General features: G+C 69.2%; 12 protein-coding genes and 1 riboswitch. Of the genes, 6 read left to right on the forward strand and 6 right to left on the reverse strand.

The window, feature by feature from the left end; translation table 11 throughout:
- Positions 1 to 7: 7 nt before the first annotated feature.
- From HKK74_RS15805 to purL, 5 genes are all read left to right on the forward strand, one after another.
- Complete coding sequence (locus tag HKK74_RS15805; RefSeq protein ID WP_187243963.1) at positions 8 to 184, forward strand: hypothetical protein; 177 nt, start codon at positions 8 to 10, stop codon at positions 182 to 184.
- A gap of 47 nt (positions 185 to 231) precedes the next feature.
- Positions 232 to 474, forward strand: coding sequence for a phosphoribosylformylglycinamidine synthase subunit PurS (gene purS / locus HKK74_RS15810; RefSeq protein ID WP_187243964.1), 243 nt, complete (start codon positions 232 to 234; stop codon positions 472 to 474).
- A gap of 232 nt (positions 475 to 706) precedes the next feature.
- Positions 707 to 1,150: an ATP-binding protein gene (locus tag HKK74_RS15815; RefSeq protein WP_187243965.1), complete on the forward strand. Its 444-nt coding sequence runs from the start codon at positions 707 to 709 to the stop codon at positions 1,148 to 1,150.
- Positions 1,151 to 1,238: 88 nt separating this feature from the next.
- Positions 1,239 to 1,919, forward strand: a complete 681-nt coding sequence (gene purQ / locus HKK74_RS15820; RefSeq protein WP_187243966.1) for a phosphoribosylformylglycinamidine synthase subunit PurQ — start codon at positions 1,239 to 1,241, stop codon at positions 1,917 to 1,919.
- A 332-nt stretch (positions 1,920 to 2,251) separates the two neighbouring features.
- Positions 2,252 to 4,576: a phosphoribosylformylglycinamidine synthase subunit PurL gene (gene purL, locus HKK74_RS15825; RefSeq protein WP_187244017.1), complete on the forward strand. Its 2,325-nt coding sequence runs from the start codon at positions 2,252 to 2,254 to the stop codon at positions 4,574 to 4,576.
- Positions 4,577 to 4,598: 22 nt separating this feature from the next.
- Here the strand turns inward: purL and HKK74_RS15830 are convergent, their stop codons facing one another.
- Positions 4,599 to 4,949: a type II toxin-antitoxin system RelE family toxin gene (locus HKK74_RS15830; RefSeq protein ID WP_187243967.1), complete on the reverse strand. Its 351-nt coding sequence runs from the start codon at positions 4,947 to 4,949 to the stop codon at positions 4,599 to 4,601.
- Positions 4,946 to 5,422, reverse strand: a complete 477-nt coding sequence (locus HKK74_RS15835; protein ID WP_222722300.1) for a hypothetical protein — start codon at positions 5,420 to 5,422, stop codon at positions 4,946 to 4,948. The genes HKK74_RS15830 and HKK74_RS15835 overlap by 4 nt, the downstream gene beginning before the upstream one ends.
- A gap of 289 nt (positions 5,423 to 5,711) precedes the next feature.
- On the opposite strand from HKK74_RS15835, the gene HKK74_RS15840 reads away from it, so the two are divergent.
- Positions 5,712 to 6,335 carry a Uma2 family endonuclease gene (locus HKK74_RS15840; protein WP_187243968.1) on the forward strand — a complete coding sequence of 208 codons (624 nt, stop codon included), beginning with the start codon at positions 5,712 to 5,714 and terminating at the stop codon, positions 6,333 to 6,335.
- A gap of 88 nt (positions 6,336 to 6,423) precedes the next feature.
- Here the strand turns inward: HKK74_RS15840 and HKK74_RS15845 are convergent, their stop codons facing one another.
- The 4 genes from HKK74_RS15845 to HKK74_RS15860 all read right to left on the reverse strand — a co-directional run bounded on the left by HKK74_RS15845 (position 6,424) and on the right by HKK74_RS15860 (position 14,100).
- Positions 6,424 to 8,433, reverse strand: coding sequence for a PhoX family protein (locus HKK74_RS15845; protein WP_222722342.1), 2,010 nt, complete (start codon positions 8,431 to 8,433; stop codon positions 6,424 to 6,426).
- A 346-nt stretch (positions 8,434 to 8,779) separates the two neighbouring features.
- Positions 8,780 to 10,786 (reverse strand): PhoX family protein, encoded by a 2,007-nt coding sequence (locus HKK74_RS15850; protein WP_187243970.1) that lies wholly within the window; start codon positions 10,784 to 10,786, stop codon positions 8,780 to 8,782.
- Between the two features lie 215 nt (positions 10,787 to 11,001).
- Complete coding sequence (locus tag HKK74_RS15855) at positions 11,002 to 11,985, reverse strand: coiled-coil domain-containing protein (protein WP_312881514.1); 984 nt, start codon at positions 11,983 to 11,985, stop codon at positions 11,002 to 11,004.
- A 3-nt stretch (positions 11,986 to 11,988) separates the two neighbouring features.
- Positions 11,989 to 12,140: riboswitch (cyclic di-AMP (ydaO/yuaA leader) on the reverse strand.
- A gap of 436 nt (positions 12,141 to 12,576) precedes the next feature.
- Positions 12,577 to 14,100: a serine/threonine-protein kinase gene (locus HKK74_RS15860; protein ID WP_187243971.1), complete on the reverse strand. Its 1,524-nt coding sequence runs from the start codon at positions 14,098 to 14,100 to the stop codon at positions 12,577 to 12,579.
- Positions 14,101 to 14,186: the final 86 nt, after the last annotated feature.

Genomic DNA, 14,186 nt, shown 5'->3' on the forward strand with positions numbered 1-14,186 from the left:
GGGGCGCGTGAACGCGTACGACCATGACGAGGAACGGCTCGCCGCACCACCACGGGTCGCCGTGCCGTACGCTTCGGAGCCGTACGAGAATCCGCAGCTCAGAGAGCGAGTGGCGGGGACCCGGAGCGGTAGCGGCGACCGCGGGGCATCGGCGATTGCCGAGCCCGGCGAAAAGACGGCGTGAACCGCTCTCGGCCCCGGCCATGAGGATCCGACAGAAGGGAGCCGACCGTGGCACGCGTCGTCGTCGACGTCATGCTCAAGCCGGAAATTCTCGATCCCCAGGGCCAGGCGATCGCCAGGAAGTTGCCGCAGATGGGGTTCGAAGGGGTCACCGGGGTACGTCAGGGAAAGCGCTTCGAGGTGGAGCTCGAAGGGCCTGCGGATGAGGCGGCTCTGGAGCAGGTGCGGAAGATCGCCGAGACTCTCCTGGCCAATCCGGTCATCGAGAACTTCGAAGTGTTCGTCGAATAACCGGGCACCGGGGGAGTTGCGGGCGCCTTCCATAAGCCCGAGGTCGTTTGCCGACTCGTAATCGTCCCTGCTCTCGCGGGGTGTGGCCACAGCTCGGCTCCCTGAAAGAAGGCGCTTGTGGCGATTAGGAAGTGCCCGCCGGGGAAGCCTTAGCCTCGTTGAGAGTTTTAAGACCGAGATCGGGGTCGGGCCCCGGTAAGGGGGTCGGCCAACAATGAGGTGGCCGGTGGAAATGAGGTTCTCTCTCGCGCTACCGCGTGAGGCGCTCAGCATCCCGGTGATACGTAGGGCACTGGGAGACGCACTGCGCGGCCTGGGGGTCTCGCAAGAGTGCATCGCGGACATCCTGCTCGCGACTTCCGAGGCATGCACCAACGTCATTGAGCACGCCCAGACGGCGAAGGACTTCGAAGTCGACGCGCACATCGACGAGGGCCACTGTGTGCTGAAGATCGTTGACCAGGGTCGGGGGTTTCGGGACGTGCCGACACGACAGGCCGATCCGGATGACGAGTCCGGACGCGGGATCAACATCATGCGGGCGCTGGTCGACGACGTCGACTTCGACAGCACGCCGGGCCAGGGCACGGTCGTCTCCTTGCACAAGCGGCTGACCTGGCAGGACGAGGCACTGATCAGGCGCCTGGAGCGCGAACTGGTGCACAGCGGCAGGTAGGTTAGATACCGATGCGGGGGGATCCTTGACCTGAGACTGGCCTGCGATTGCGTCTGCCGCCCACCGCTGTGACGAGGAGACGGACACGATGAGCACGGCCCGGGTGGGCGTCATCACATTTCCCGGCTCGCTGGACGACCGGGACGCCGCACGCGCCGTGCGGCTGGCCGGGGCCGAGCCGGTCGCGTTGTGGCATGCGGACAAGGACCTGCGAGGCGTCGACGCGGTGGTCCTGCCGGGAGGATTCTCCTACGGCGACTACCTGAGAGCGGGCGCGATCGCCCGGTTCGCACCGATCATGGAAGAGCTGGTCCCGGCCGCGAAGGCGGGACTCCCCGTGCTCGGCGTGTGCAACGGCTTTCAGATCCTGTGCGAGTCGCATCTGCTGCCCGGGGCGCTGCGGCCCAACGCGAGCCTGCACTTCGTCTGCCGAGACCAGCGGCTGCGCGTCGAGCGCGCCGACACCGCCTGGACCAGCGGCTACACCGAGGGCCAGGAACTCGTGATCCCGGTCAAGAACCAGGACGGCTGCTACGTGGCCGATGCCGAGACCGTCGCCGAACTCGAGGAGAGCGGCCGGGTCGTGGTGCGCTACCTCGACCTGAACCCCAACGGCTCCCTGAACGACATCGCCGGAATCTGCAACGAGGCGGGCAATGTCGTCGGGTTGATGCCGCATCCGGAGCACGCCGTCGAGACCCTGACCGGCCCGACGACCGACGGGCTGGGCTTCTTCACCTCGATCGTCAAGGGATTGGTCAACGCGTGAACAGCGATCCGTCGGACAGGGAGCCGCAGCGGCCCCTGCCGGAGCCGTCCACCGCGCAGGAGCCGCCGGCCGAGGCCGCCCCGTCCCCGGCCCCGCCCGGCCCGGACGAGCCGGCTGAACGCACGGTTGATCAGGTCGAGCCGGTGCTGCCCGCGGGCGGCGATCAGCCCCGTCCCGACGAGCCCGTCCGGCCGGGCCCCGCCGCGGGTGCGGCCGCCGACCCGGTGACCGAGCCGCTCGCCGGCCCGGTGGGCGAGGCGGGGGCCGTCCCCGTGGGTGAGACGGTGGTCGAGCCGGTCGTCGAGCCGGTGGCCGGTCCGGACGCCCGGCCGGTGAGCGAACCGGCCGCCGACGCGGTCGCCGACGCCGAGAGGACTCCCGGGCATCCCCAGCCCTACGAGGAACTGGGCCTGAAGACCGAGGAGTACGAGCGGATCCGCCACATCCTCGGGCGCCGTCCCACGGCCGCCGAGCTGGCGATCTACTCGGTCATGTGGAGCGAGCACTGCTCGTACAAGAGCTCCAAGGTGCACCTGCGGCAGTTCGGCGAGAAGGCCCCGGACAACACCTCCGACGTGCTCCTGGTCGGCATGGGCGAGAACGCCGGGGTCGTCGATGTCGGGCAGGGCTGGGCGGTCACCTTCAAGGTCGAGTCGCACAACCACCCCTCGTATGTCGAGCCCTTCCAGGGCGCCGCCACCGGGGTCGGCGGCATCGTGCGCGACATCATCTCGATGGGCGCCCGGCCGGTGGCGGTCATGGACTCGCTGCGCTTCGGGCAGGCCGACGCCGCCGACACGAGGCGGGTGCTCCCCGGCGTCGTCGCGGGCATCGGCGGCTACGGCAATTCCCTCGGCCTGCCGAACATCGGCGGCGAGGTGGTGTTCGACCCGTGCTACCTCGCCAATCCGCTGGTCAACGCCCTGTGCGTCGGCGTCATGAAGCATGACGACATCAAGCGCGCGGCCGCGCCGGGCCCCGGCAACAAGGTCATCCTCTTCGGCTCCCGTACCGGGCCGGACGGCATCGGCGGCGCCTCGGTGCTGGCGTCGGCGACCTTCGACGAGAAGTCCGCGGCCAAGCGCCCGGCGGTGCAGGTCGGCGACCCCTTCATGGAGAAGCTGCTCATCGAGTGCTGTCTCGAGCTGTTCCGCGAGGACCTCGTCGTCGGCATCCAGGACCTCGGCGCGGCCGGCGTCTCCTGCGCCACCACCGAGCTCGCGGCGGCCGGCACCGGTGGCATGGTCGTCGATCTCGACCTGGTCCCGCTGCGCGATCCCACCCTGCGGCCTGAGGAGATCCTCATGAGCGAGTCGCAGGAACGGATGATGGCGGTCGTCGCACCGGAGAAGGTCGACCGGTTCCTGGCGATCTGCGGCAGGTGGGACGTGCCGGCGACCACGATCGGTGAGGTCACCGACGGCGGCCGTCTGGTGATGACCTGGCGCGGCGAGGTCATCGTCGACATCCCGCCGGGCACGGCCGCCGACGAGGGCCCGGTCTACGACCGTCCGGCCGAGCCGCCCGCCGACCTCGGATCGCTCCAGTCCGATACGCCCGGCCGCCTGAACCGGCCGTCCAACGCCGACGAGCTCCGCAGAACCGTGCTCTGGCTGGCCGGTGCGCCCAACCTCGCCGACAAGAGCTGGGTGACGTCGCAGTACGACAAGTACGTCCTCGGCAACACCGTGCTGGCCATGCCCGAGGACGCCGGCGTCATCCGCCTCGACCAGGCGATGCTCGCGGCACCCGAGAACTCCGCCGCCGGCGAGCCCGGCAAGGCGGGCTCCGAGCCGGCCGACGGACGACTCGGCATCGCGCTCTCCCTGGACGGCAACGGCCGCTACACGCGCCTCGACCCGTACGCCGGCGCTCAGCTGGCCCTGTCGGAGGCCTACCGCAACGTGGCGACCACCGGGGCGCGGCCGCTGGCGGTCACGAACTGCCTCAACTTCGGCTCACCCGAGGACCCCGGGGTGATGTGGCAGTTCGCCCAGGCGACCACGGGCCTCGCCGACGCGTGCCGTGCCCTCGGCACCCCGGTGACCGGGGGGAACGTCAGCTTCTACAACCAGACCGGGTCCACGCCGATCAACCCGACACCGGTCGTCGGGGTCCTCGGCGTCCACGACGACGTCCGCCGCCGCGTTCCGATGGCCTTCGCCGCCGACGGGACCACGCTGGTACTGCTCGGCCAGACCCGCGAGGAGTTCGGCGGGTCCGAGTGGGCCCACGTCGTCTACGGCCACCTGGGCGGGCTGCCTCCGCTGGTCGATCTGGCCGCCGAGCGGGCGCTGGCCTCGGTGCTCATCGCCGGCGCCCGCGACGGGCTCTTCGCCGCCGCGCACGACCTATCCGACGGCGGTCTCTCGCAGGTGCTCGTCGAGTCCTGCCTGCGCGGCGGGCTCGGCTGCCGGGTGACGCTGCCCGGTGACCCGTTCGTGTCGCTGTTCAGCGAGTCGGTGGCCCGCGCCGTCGTGGCCGTACGCCCAGGCCACGAGGCCAGGGTCGCGGCGCTGTGCGAGGCGGCCGGAGTGCCGGCGACCCGGCTCGGCGTGGTCGGCGGCGATTCCCTCACGGTGGAGGGCGTCTTCTCCATCCCGCTGCCCGAACTGCGCGAGGCCCACGAACGCCTGCTCCCGACCTACGCGAGCTGATCTTGCAGTAACCGCCCACGGCCTATTCGGTGATCTTCGGATGCCTCAGCGACGCGACGACCACCCAGACAGTGTGCTTCTCATCGTCGACGAGATAGAAGATTCGCCCCCCTCCGGTCACCTCGATCTCCCACTGCTCCAGTTCGCGACCGTCCATGATCCGTGTGGCGAGGTCATGGCGCAGCCGGGTATGGCGTTTGTCCTCTGGAGGGCGCGGGTTCGACCCCATGAGCTCGAACGCCGCCCGGCAGTTGGTGGTCGCCTGGCGGCAGAACTCCTCCCACCCCTTGGCCGCCTCGTTGGTTCCGAACCTGACGTCCCACTCGTCATCGACGGGCGGTGGGGCGGCGCGGTCCTTGCGCTTGGGGCTCACGGCTCGCGGGGCGCAGAGACGGCTCCATGATCGGCACCGTCGAGAGGCTCGGTGAGTGCCCGGCGCAACTCGGGATCGGCGTAGATCTCGGCGGTATTGCGCCATGCGACGACAACGGGCTCCAGCGGCGCCATGTTCTCCAGTTCGGCACAGGCATGTGCCGTATGGACCAACTCGATCAGGAACTTCTGCACGGCCTCGGCAGGCAGAAAACGGACCCAAGGGAACACGTCAGGGAGGACTTGCAGCAGGGTCCGGGCACCTTCATCGTGCTTCATCAGAGAAACGAAGAGCCGCGTGGTCGTGTTGATCGCTGTGGCCTCGGCGTCGGCGCGCTCGACGGACTCAAGGATGAGATCTTCCCCGTCACGACGAGCCAGACGCAGTCTGCGCCGCGCGGTCTCTTCCAGCTTGCGCACAGTGGCTCTGGGGTGCTGGATGAGTTCCGAGAATGGGACCTGGGTCGTGTTCACACAGCAATCATACTCCGGAACTTTGAACTACCTCAAAGGTAATCGCATAGCGGCACTACTGAGGCGACCCAAACCAAAGGAGAACCCGGAGGCGCCGCGGATGCGTGCGGGCCCCGGTCCCGAGCTGATCATGGCCCTGCTGGGCCGACACCGCGCCAGGACGGGGAGGTCTCGCGGTGACACCGCTGGGTGAGGCAGACTTGACGTGACGAGTTCAGCGGAACGGATCGCACACGCTCAGTGACAGTATGACACTTCTGAGCATGTCGACCGAAGGCGGTGAGGGGCGGTGTCAGCCGCGGTGGCTCACAACGTGGCACTGGAGGCCCGGGCGTTCACCATCCATGACCTCGCGGCCCTCGATGACGGCTACCACACCTTCGAGGTCCTGGACGGGGCGCTGATCGTGAGCCCCTCACCCGTGGACGACCATCAGTGGTTCGCCGACCGGCTCCGGACGCTTCTGGAACGTGCGGCACCATCGGGCGTGCGGGTCATCACCGCCTTCATGCTCCGGCTCCGCGACGACCAGAGCGGGCTGATTCCGGACATCCTCGTGGCCCGTCCCTCGAAGCCGGCCCGCAGACGGCCCTTCTACGAGGCCGACGAGGCTCTCGCCGTCGTTGAGGTGGTCTCGCGGAACAGCCGCCGGCACGATCGGGTGACCAAACCGGTCGCCTATGCCGAGGCGGGCATCCCGTACTTCTGGCGGGTGGAGCTGGAAGGTTTTCCGCAGCAGGGCGACGAGCGGCCACCCGTGATCGTGGTGCACGAGCTCGACGGCGGGTGCTACCGCGAGGTCGAGCGGCTCGCCTCGGGCGGACCCGGACCCCTGACCCGGCCGTTCCCCATCAAGTTCGACCCCGCCGAGCTGCTCGAGGACGACTGGCCCGAACGCTTCTACGGCCGCTGACTCTCGCGCGGCGGACCGACCGGAGACCGGCGAGGCCCCGGCGTGCCACCGCGGGGTGCGGGGCCGCGCCGGGGCCTCAGCGGTCGGGTCAGGCGCCGATGTCCTTGCCCCTGCCGTGCCAGACCGAGACGACGGACGGACGCGCCTGGTCGCCGTCCGGCCAGCGGCTCACGGGGTTGTCGGGGGACGCCCCGGTGACCTCGCCGGGGTGCTGCACCGCCACGAACACCGTCTTCTGGTCCTTGGTGATCAGCGGTCCGCAGGTCTCACCACCGATCGGCACCGTGAGGAAGGCCCGCAGGTGACCGCGCTCTCTCCCGGCCAGCGGCATGGCGTACAGGCCGTCGTTGGCGTTCAGTGCCCGGGCGCTGTCGCTGGAGATCCATAGATTGCCGTCGGAGTCGAAGGCCAGGTTGTCCGGGCTGCTGATCGGGCTGACCCTGGACTTGTCGAAGCCGGCGAAGAAGGTCGACGGGTCCTCGGGGTCCCCGCACACCAGGGGGAGGCTCCACGAGAAGGATGTCGAGGCGGCGTCGTCGTGCCTCTCGACGATCTCCAGAACCTGGCCGTGCTTGTTGTTCGCGCGCGGGTTGGCCTCGTCGGCCTGTGCCGGAGTGCGGTTGACGTTGTTGCTGAGCGCGACGTAGATGGCGCCGTTCACGGGGTTGCGCTCGATGTCCTCGGGCCGGTCCATCTTGGTCGCCCCGACCTTGTCCGCCGCGAGCCGGGTGTGGATCAGCACCTCCGCCGCGGTGAACCCGGGCACGAAGCTCCGGTCGCCGCTGACCAGAGGGATCCACTCGCCGCTGCCGTCGAACGCTCCGTCGGAGGGCGGTTTCCCCGTGCCGTCGATCTCGCTGGGCGGGCTGTCACCCGTGAACCTCCCGACGTAGAGCGTGCCGTCGTCGAGGAGGGTCAGGTTGTGCCGGTGCGAGCCCTTCTTGTAACGCCCGGCCGACACGAACTTGTAGATGTAGTCGAACCGCTCGTCGTCGCCGAGGTAGATCACGGCCCGGCCGTCGCGGGACAACGTGCTGTTGGCCGCTTCGTGCTTGAACCGGCCCAGGTGGGTGCGCTTGCGCGGCACGAAGTCCGGGTCGTACGGGTCGATCTCGACGACCCAGCCGAAGCGGTTGGCCTCGTGAGGGTGCCTGGCGAGGTCGAAGCGCTCCTCGACCCGGTCCCACCGGCGGCTGCCGGACGGGATCGCGGCGGTCGTGCTGACGCCGTAGCGGGCCAGTGCGGGCTTGTCGGCCTCGGGTACCCCGTTGCCGCCGACGAAGTACTGGTTGAAGTTCTCCTCGCCCGTGAGGATCGTGTTCCACGGGGTGACGCCGCCGGAGCAGTTGTTCAGCATGCCGCGCACGTGGTGCCCGGCGGGGTCGGCGGCGGTGCGCAGCAACTCGTGCCCGGCCGCCGGGCCGGTGAACCGCATCTCGGTATGGGCGGTGATGCGCCGGTTGTAGCGCCGCCGGCCCTTCGTGACCAGCCGCCAGCCGCCGGAGCCGCCGATCCGCTCGATCTCCACGATCGAGCCGCCGTGCGCCGCCAACGCGATCTTGATCTGCTCCTCGGTGGCGGTGTCGCCGCCCTTGTAACCGCGGAACATCAGCTCTTCGTTGGTGTACTCGTGGTTGACCCACAGCAGCGCGCGGTCCCGGGTGAGCGGCATGAACATCACGTAGTCGTTGTTGTAGCCGAACTGCCGCTCCTGGGCCGCCGCGGTCTGGCCGTCGAACGAGAACGCCGGAGCACCGGGCACCACGGGGTCGCCCCACCGCACCACGATGGACGACTCGTAACCCGCGGCGACCTTCACCGCGTCCTCGCTGTTCGGAGCCACCGGGGAGAAGCGCAGGCGCGCACCGGGGTCGGCCGGGCCGCCCTTCCCCCCGGTCGCCGCGACAGGGGGACCGGCGATGGCCGCCGAGCTCGGCACGGCCACGGTGGCCCCTATCGCGAGCGCGCCGATCGCCCCGGTGCGGAGCATCCCACGGCGACTCACCTGGGCGGCGACCAGATCACCGAAGTAGGGGTTGTCGCTGGTGTTCGGTACGGGATGCGAGCAGGCGTCGCCACACCGATACCGGCACGTCATCGCACTCCGGCCACCTGCGTGCGCGCTGATCGACAACGGCAGCAGGCGCTTCGAAGGGGGATTGGCCACCGTATTCCTCCTGGTAACAGGTCATTCGCCGTGAAGCTGGTGCAGCCATCAGATCACAGGAAGATCGTCAGGTGAACCAAGTCCGACACCTCTGATTAATCCTTTGTTCACCTTTAGACCATCGAGATGTCCGCGTGATCGTGGGAGTCGGAGTCGACCGCCTGCTCCCGACCTCATCGAGCCTATTCGCCGGGCCTGACCGGGCCGGGCAGGGCATGGCCGGAAAGGCGAAGACCCGGAGCGCCGTGCGGCGCTCCGGGTCCTCTACAGGCGTGGGTCAGGCGCCGATGTCCTTGCCTCTGGTGTGCCAGACCGACACCACGGACGGGCGGGGCTGGTCGCCGTCGGGCCAGCGGCTCGCCGGGTTCTCAGGGGTCGCCCCGGTGACCTCTCCCGGATGCTGCACCGCCACGAACACCGTCTTCTGGTCCTCGGAGATGAGCGGGCCGCAGGTCTCCGCCGCGAACGGCACGGTCAGGAACTGCCGCACCCGGCCTCGCTCGGGGCCCTTCACCGGCATGGCGAACAGCCCGTCGGCGGAACCGAGCGCGTTTCCGTCAGTGGCGATCCACAGGTTGCCGTCACCGTCGAACGCCAGGTTGTCCGGGCAGGAGATCGGGCTCACCTTGGACTTGTCGAAGCCCGCGAAGTACGAGGTCGGGTCGGTCGCGGGGTCGCCGCACACGAGCGGGACGCTCCACGTGAACTTCGTCGCCCCCGCGTCATTGCGGTACTCATTGATCTCCAGCACATGGCCGTGCCGGTTGGTCGGCCGCGGGTTGGCCTCGTCGACCTGCGCCGCCGTACGGTTGGAGTTGTTGGTCAGTGCGACGTAGATGGAGCCGGTCTTGGGGTTGCGCTCGACGTCCTCGGGCCGGTCCATCTTGGTGGCTCCGACCTTGTCGGCGGCGAGGCGGGTGTGGATGAGCACCTCGGCCGCCGTCATCCCGGGCACGTGGCTCTTGTCGCCACTGACCAGGGGGATCCACTCGCCGCTGCCGTCGAACTCGCCGTCGGAGGGCAGCTTCCCTGAGCCGTCGATCTCGGCCTTGGGGCTGTCACCGGTCAACTTCGCGACGTACAACGTGCCCTTGTCGAGCAGCGCCGAGTTGTGCTGGCGCGAGCCGGGCTTGTAACGGTCGGCCGACACGAACTTGTAGATGTAGTCGAACCGCTCGTCGTCGCCCATGTAGGCGGCGACCCTGCCGTCCTTGGTGAGACTGGTGGTCGCACCTTCGTGCTTGAAGCGGCCGAGGGCGGTGTGCTTGCGAGGCACGAACGTCGGGTCGTACGGGTCGATCTCGACGATGTAGCCGAACCGGTTGGCCTCGTTCGGGTGCTTGGCCAGGTCGAAGCGCTCTTCCACCCGGTCCCACCGGCGGCTGTCGGACGGGATCGCGGTGGTCGTGCTGATGCCGTAGCGGGCCAGCGCGGGCTTGGCGGCCTCGGGCACGCCGTTGCCACCGACGAAGTACTGGTTGAAGTTCTCCTCGCCCGTGAGGATCGTGCCCCACGGGGTGGTGCCACCGGCGCAGTTGTTGAGCGTCCCGTGAACGACTCGGCCCGTCGGGTCGGCGGCGGTGCGCAGCAGCTCGTGTCCGGCGGCGGGCCCGGTGAAGACCATCTTTGTGCCGGTCGTGATGCGCCGGTTGTACCGGCGCTTGCCCGTGGTGACCAGCTTCCAGCGGCCGCTGCGGCCCACTCGCTCGATCTCCACGACGGCCCCGCCGTGCGCCGCCATCGCGATCTTGATCTGCTCCGCGGTCGCCGCCCCGCCGGTCGTGTAACCACGGAACATCAGCGCTTCGTCGGTGTACTCGTGGTTGACCCAGAGCAGGGCCCGGTCCTTGTCGAGCGGGAGCATCGCGACGAAGTCGCAGTTGTAGCCGAACTGCTGAGCCTGCGCGGCCGCGGTCTGCCGTTCGAAGTCGAACGCGGGCGCACCGGGCAGCACCGGGTCGCCCCAGCGGACCACCACGGCGGATTCGTACCCGGCCGGAACGGTGATCTTGTCGTCCCTGTTGGGCGGCACCGGCGTGAACTGGAGCCGGTCACCGTCCCAGCCGGGGCCTCCATGTCCACCGTGCTTGCCGTTCTGGGAAGCCGCCACCGCCACACTCGGCACGGCCACCGCCGTGCCGGCGACGATCGCGCCGAGCGCGCTGGTGCGCAGCATGCCGCGCCGGCTGATCTGGGCGGCGATCAGATCACCGAAGTAGGTGTTGTCGCTGGTGTTCGGCACAGGGTGTGAGCATGCGTTGCCGCACCGATATTGGCACGTCATCGCGCTTCGCCCACCCGCGTGGGGCGTGGACAACAACGGCAGAAGACGCTTTGAAGGGGGCTTGGCCACCGAGTCCTCCTGGTAAGTGGTCAGTCGCCGTGAAGCTAGTGACCCCGTCAGATCACAGGGCGAACACCAGGTGAACTCGGCACAACGTTTCCGATTTGTCGGTTTCAGCCGTTCAGAACTTCGAGATTCCAGAGCATCGAGGTGGTTCAGAACATCGAGATGTGCACGTGGTCGAAGTGATTCGCGGTGATCCCCCCACGGTTCCCCATCAGCTTCCACCCGGGGCTGCGCATGTCATAGATCCGCTGCTTCCAGATCACGTACATGATCCCCAGTCGGGAGGCGTTCTGGATGGCGTACTGGGCCACCCGGTCACCGTGCGCCTGCCGCTCGGCGCTGGGCATGCTGCCGCCCGTGCTTTCCATGAAGTCGCACGCCCGGCCGCTGCCGTGCTCGCCCGGATCGCCGGGACGCAGGCAGCCGATCGTGGGGAAGGGGCCGAACTCCCGGTCGAGAGTCGTGCGCATGTTCACCGTACGGCCGGTGAGGCCGGACGCGCCGACCAGCGGGGATTCGGGCTTGTACTTGTTGATCAGCTTCTGGACGTTCGCCTTCTGCCGGTTCAGGTCCGCGATGGTGCGCTCGAGCTTCTCGACCTTGTCCTTGGCCTCTTTGCGGGCCCGCTGCTCCTGCCCGATGAGCGCTTCGATCTGCTTGACGCGGCCGGAGTAGTTGTTCGACAGGTGGTTGGCCATCGTCGCGCCGTCGAGCACGGTCGACGGGTCGTTGGTCGTGAGGATGACCACGGACGGCTCGAGACCGCTGGTCATGTACTGCGATGCCGCGATCTGGGCCACCAGTGAACGGGCGCCGGCCAGTTCGGTCTTGAGCCCGTCTGACTTGCTGAGGGCCCGCTTCGCCGCGAGCCGTGAGTCGCGGAGCTCCTGGAGCTCACCGCGGTACTGCCGCTCCAGCTTCTTGATCTGTGTCGTCAGCCTGTCGACCTTGGCGCTGTCGCCCGGGCTGGCCGCGTTCGGGACGGTGGCTCCCGCCCCGGTGGGCAGCAGGAGAAGCACCCCGCCGATGGCCGACATGACCAGGCCGACCCGCCGCCGAAGGGATCGCCTGGTGGCACGGGCGGGGGGTTCGATGCCCGTGCGCGGCGGAATGGTGGAGTTGGGGGTCTCCACGCGTTCTCCTCTCCTCGAACGCCTACCGGGTTAGCTGACGGGTTCGGGCCGGGAGTATTGCCCTATCGCGGTCGCCCGCGAATTCACCCCAGGTGTTGTGGGTCCCCGGTCCCCGCCGCGACCGCAGTCGCGCCGGGATTCGGCGGTCCGGCCGGCCTCGTCCCCGGGTGGGGGCGTATCACCGGCCGAATCTCCATGAACTGTAAGGAAACATCCTGCACTCGGCCAAGAGTAGCCCCGTAGTTCCCAAAGCCGTCGCGAACGACCCTGCTTCACAGGCGACCCGGGAGCAAACCGGAGCAAAGGATGAGCTTGGAGGTGAGCGGACCGGCCGCACCGGGCGCGAGCCGCCCGGTCGTGCCCTCGGCGGCCCTGGTGCTCGTCCACTCGATGGACGGCGCGGCGGGATCCCGGTGATACCTCACTCAAGAAGGGGTCTCCTTGGCTCGGGGAAGGCCGCTGACCGCCGACCGCAGGGCACTCGCGAAGGAGAAGGTTAGTGGAGTTTTTACTTCGACATGCGGTGAATTTGGACAAACTTGGCATTCGCCCATGTGAGATGGTCGCCGGCCACCCGGCCGCTCTGGGTGGCTATCCGGCGCTGAGCGTGGCGCGGTAGGACAGGCTGGTCCCGCGCTTCGCCCAGACGTAGGCGAGCCGCCCGTCGGCCTGCCGGGTCACGGTGACCGTGCCCCCGTCGGTGCAGGGCGAGTTGATCGCCAGCGCCATCCGCAGGCGGCTCTGGGTGCCCTCGGTGAACGTCAGGGTGCCGTCGCAGCCGGTCGGCGGCGGATAGACGGCCTGCGCGGTCTTCTGCCCCGTGACGAACGTCACCTCGACCTGAAAACGCCCGCCGCGCTGGTTGGTGGCCGTACCTCGCCATGTGCCGTTGAAGGCGGCCGGGACGCTGTCCACCGGATCGTCGCCCGGTGCGGACGACTTCGCGCCGGCGGAGGGGCCGCTCTCCCCCGAGCCGTCGCCCAGCTGCGGGCGCAGCACCAGGACGATCAGCGCCACCCCGATCAGCACGCCGACGACCACGGCGGCGATGACCCCCAGCATGCGGTTGTCGCGGCCGCCGGAGGTCTTCGCGGCGGTCGGCTCGGGCGTGAAGTGCGGCCATGCCTCGTCGGTGTCCCCGCGGCCGACGCCCGGCAGTTCGCCGGGCGGGAAATCCTCGGGCGCCATGAGCAGGAATGCGGTGTCGGAGCGCGCGGGAACCGCCATCTCGGCCGGATGGGAGGCCGGCGGGTGCGCCGCCTGGTCCAGGAGCGTGCCCGCCATGGCGGCCATCGGCCCGGGCAGCCCGGGCAGGTCGAGCAGGTGATCCATGATCTGGAGGGCGCCCGGGCGGTGCGTCATGTCGGTGGAGAGCGCCTGAGCGGCGATGTCGCGTAGCGACTCGGGCAGCTCCCGCAGATCGGGCTCCTCGTGGAGCACCCGCTGCATCACCTCCGCGGCCGAACCCGCACCGAACGCGGCGCGGCCCGTGGCCGCGAAGAGCAGCGTCATCGCCCACGCGAACACGTCGGCCGGCGGCCCCACGTCCGCCCCGGTGAGCTGCTCGGGCGCCATGTAGGCCGGCGTGCCGATCATGTGACCGGTCGCTGTGGTGGTGGAGTCGAGTGCCCGGGCGAGGCCGAAGTCGGTCACGTACGGCCCGTCGGCGCTCAGCAGCACGTTGGCGGGCTTCAGATCACGGTGGACGACACCGGACCGGTGGATCGCGGCCAGCGCGATCGCGGTGCCCAACGCGAGCCGCTCCAGCACGTGCGGTCCGCGTGGCCCCTCGTCGGTGACGAGTTGCCTCAGTGAGGGCCCGTTGACGTACGCGCTCACGACGAACGGGCGGTCACCGGCCACGCCGGCGTCCAGTACCCGGGCCGTGCAGAAGGAGCCGACCCGCCGGGCGGGTTCGAGCTCGCCGATGAAACGCAGCCGCGCCGTCGGCTCGTTCATCAGCCGGGCGTGCAGCAACTTGACCGCGACAGACCCGCCCGTGCCGTCGCCGCCCAGGAAGACCACACCTTGATCGCCCTGGCCGAGCCGTCCCTGGAGCCCATAGTCGCCGAGCCGGTTGGGGTCATCCGGGTTGAGGGGTCGGGCGTCGGTCATCCGTCACTCCTCATGCACTGTGATCTTCATGCACCGTGATCCTTGCTCCCCGATCGCGCTGACACCTTACTTTCAACCGGGCCCGG

Source organism: Actinomadura alba, assembly GCF_014323705.1.
In the GTDB taxonomy this organism is placed as follows: domain Bacteria; phylum Actinomycetota; class Actinomycetes; order Streptosporangiales; family Streptosporangiaceae; genus Actinomadura_C; species Actinomadura_C alba.

What these genes read in the sequence shown, in the direction of transcription:
- HKK74_RS15815 (WP_187243965.1), top strand. Translation starts at nt 707, where the DNA reads ATGAGGTTCTCTCTCGCGCTACCGCGTGAGGCGCTCAGCATCCCGGTG.
- purQ (WP_187243966.1), top strand. Translation starts at nt 1,239, where the DNA reads ATGAGCACGGCCCGGGTGGGCGTCATCACATTTCCCGGCTCGCTGGAC.
- HKK74_RS15845 (WP_222722342.1), bottom strand. Translation starts at nt 8,433, where the DNA reads ATGACGTGCCGGTATCGGTGTGGCGACGCCTGCTCGCATCCCGTACCG.
- HKK74_RS15850 (WP_187243970.1), bottom strand. Translation starts at nt 10,786, where the DNA reads ATGACGTGCCAATATCGGTGCGGCAACGCATGCTCACACCCTGTGCCG.
- HKK74_RS15860 (WP_187243971.1), bottom strand. Translation starts at nt 14,100, where the DNA reads ATGACCGACGCCCGACCCCTCAACCCGGATGACCCCAACCGGCTCGGC.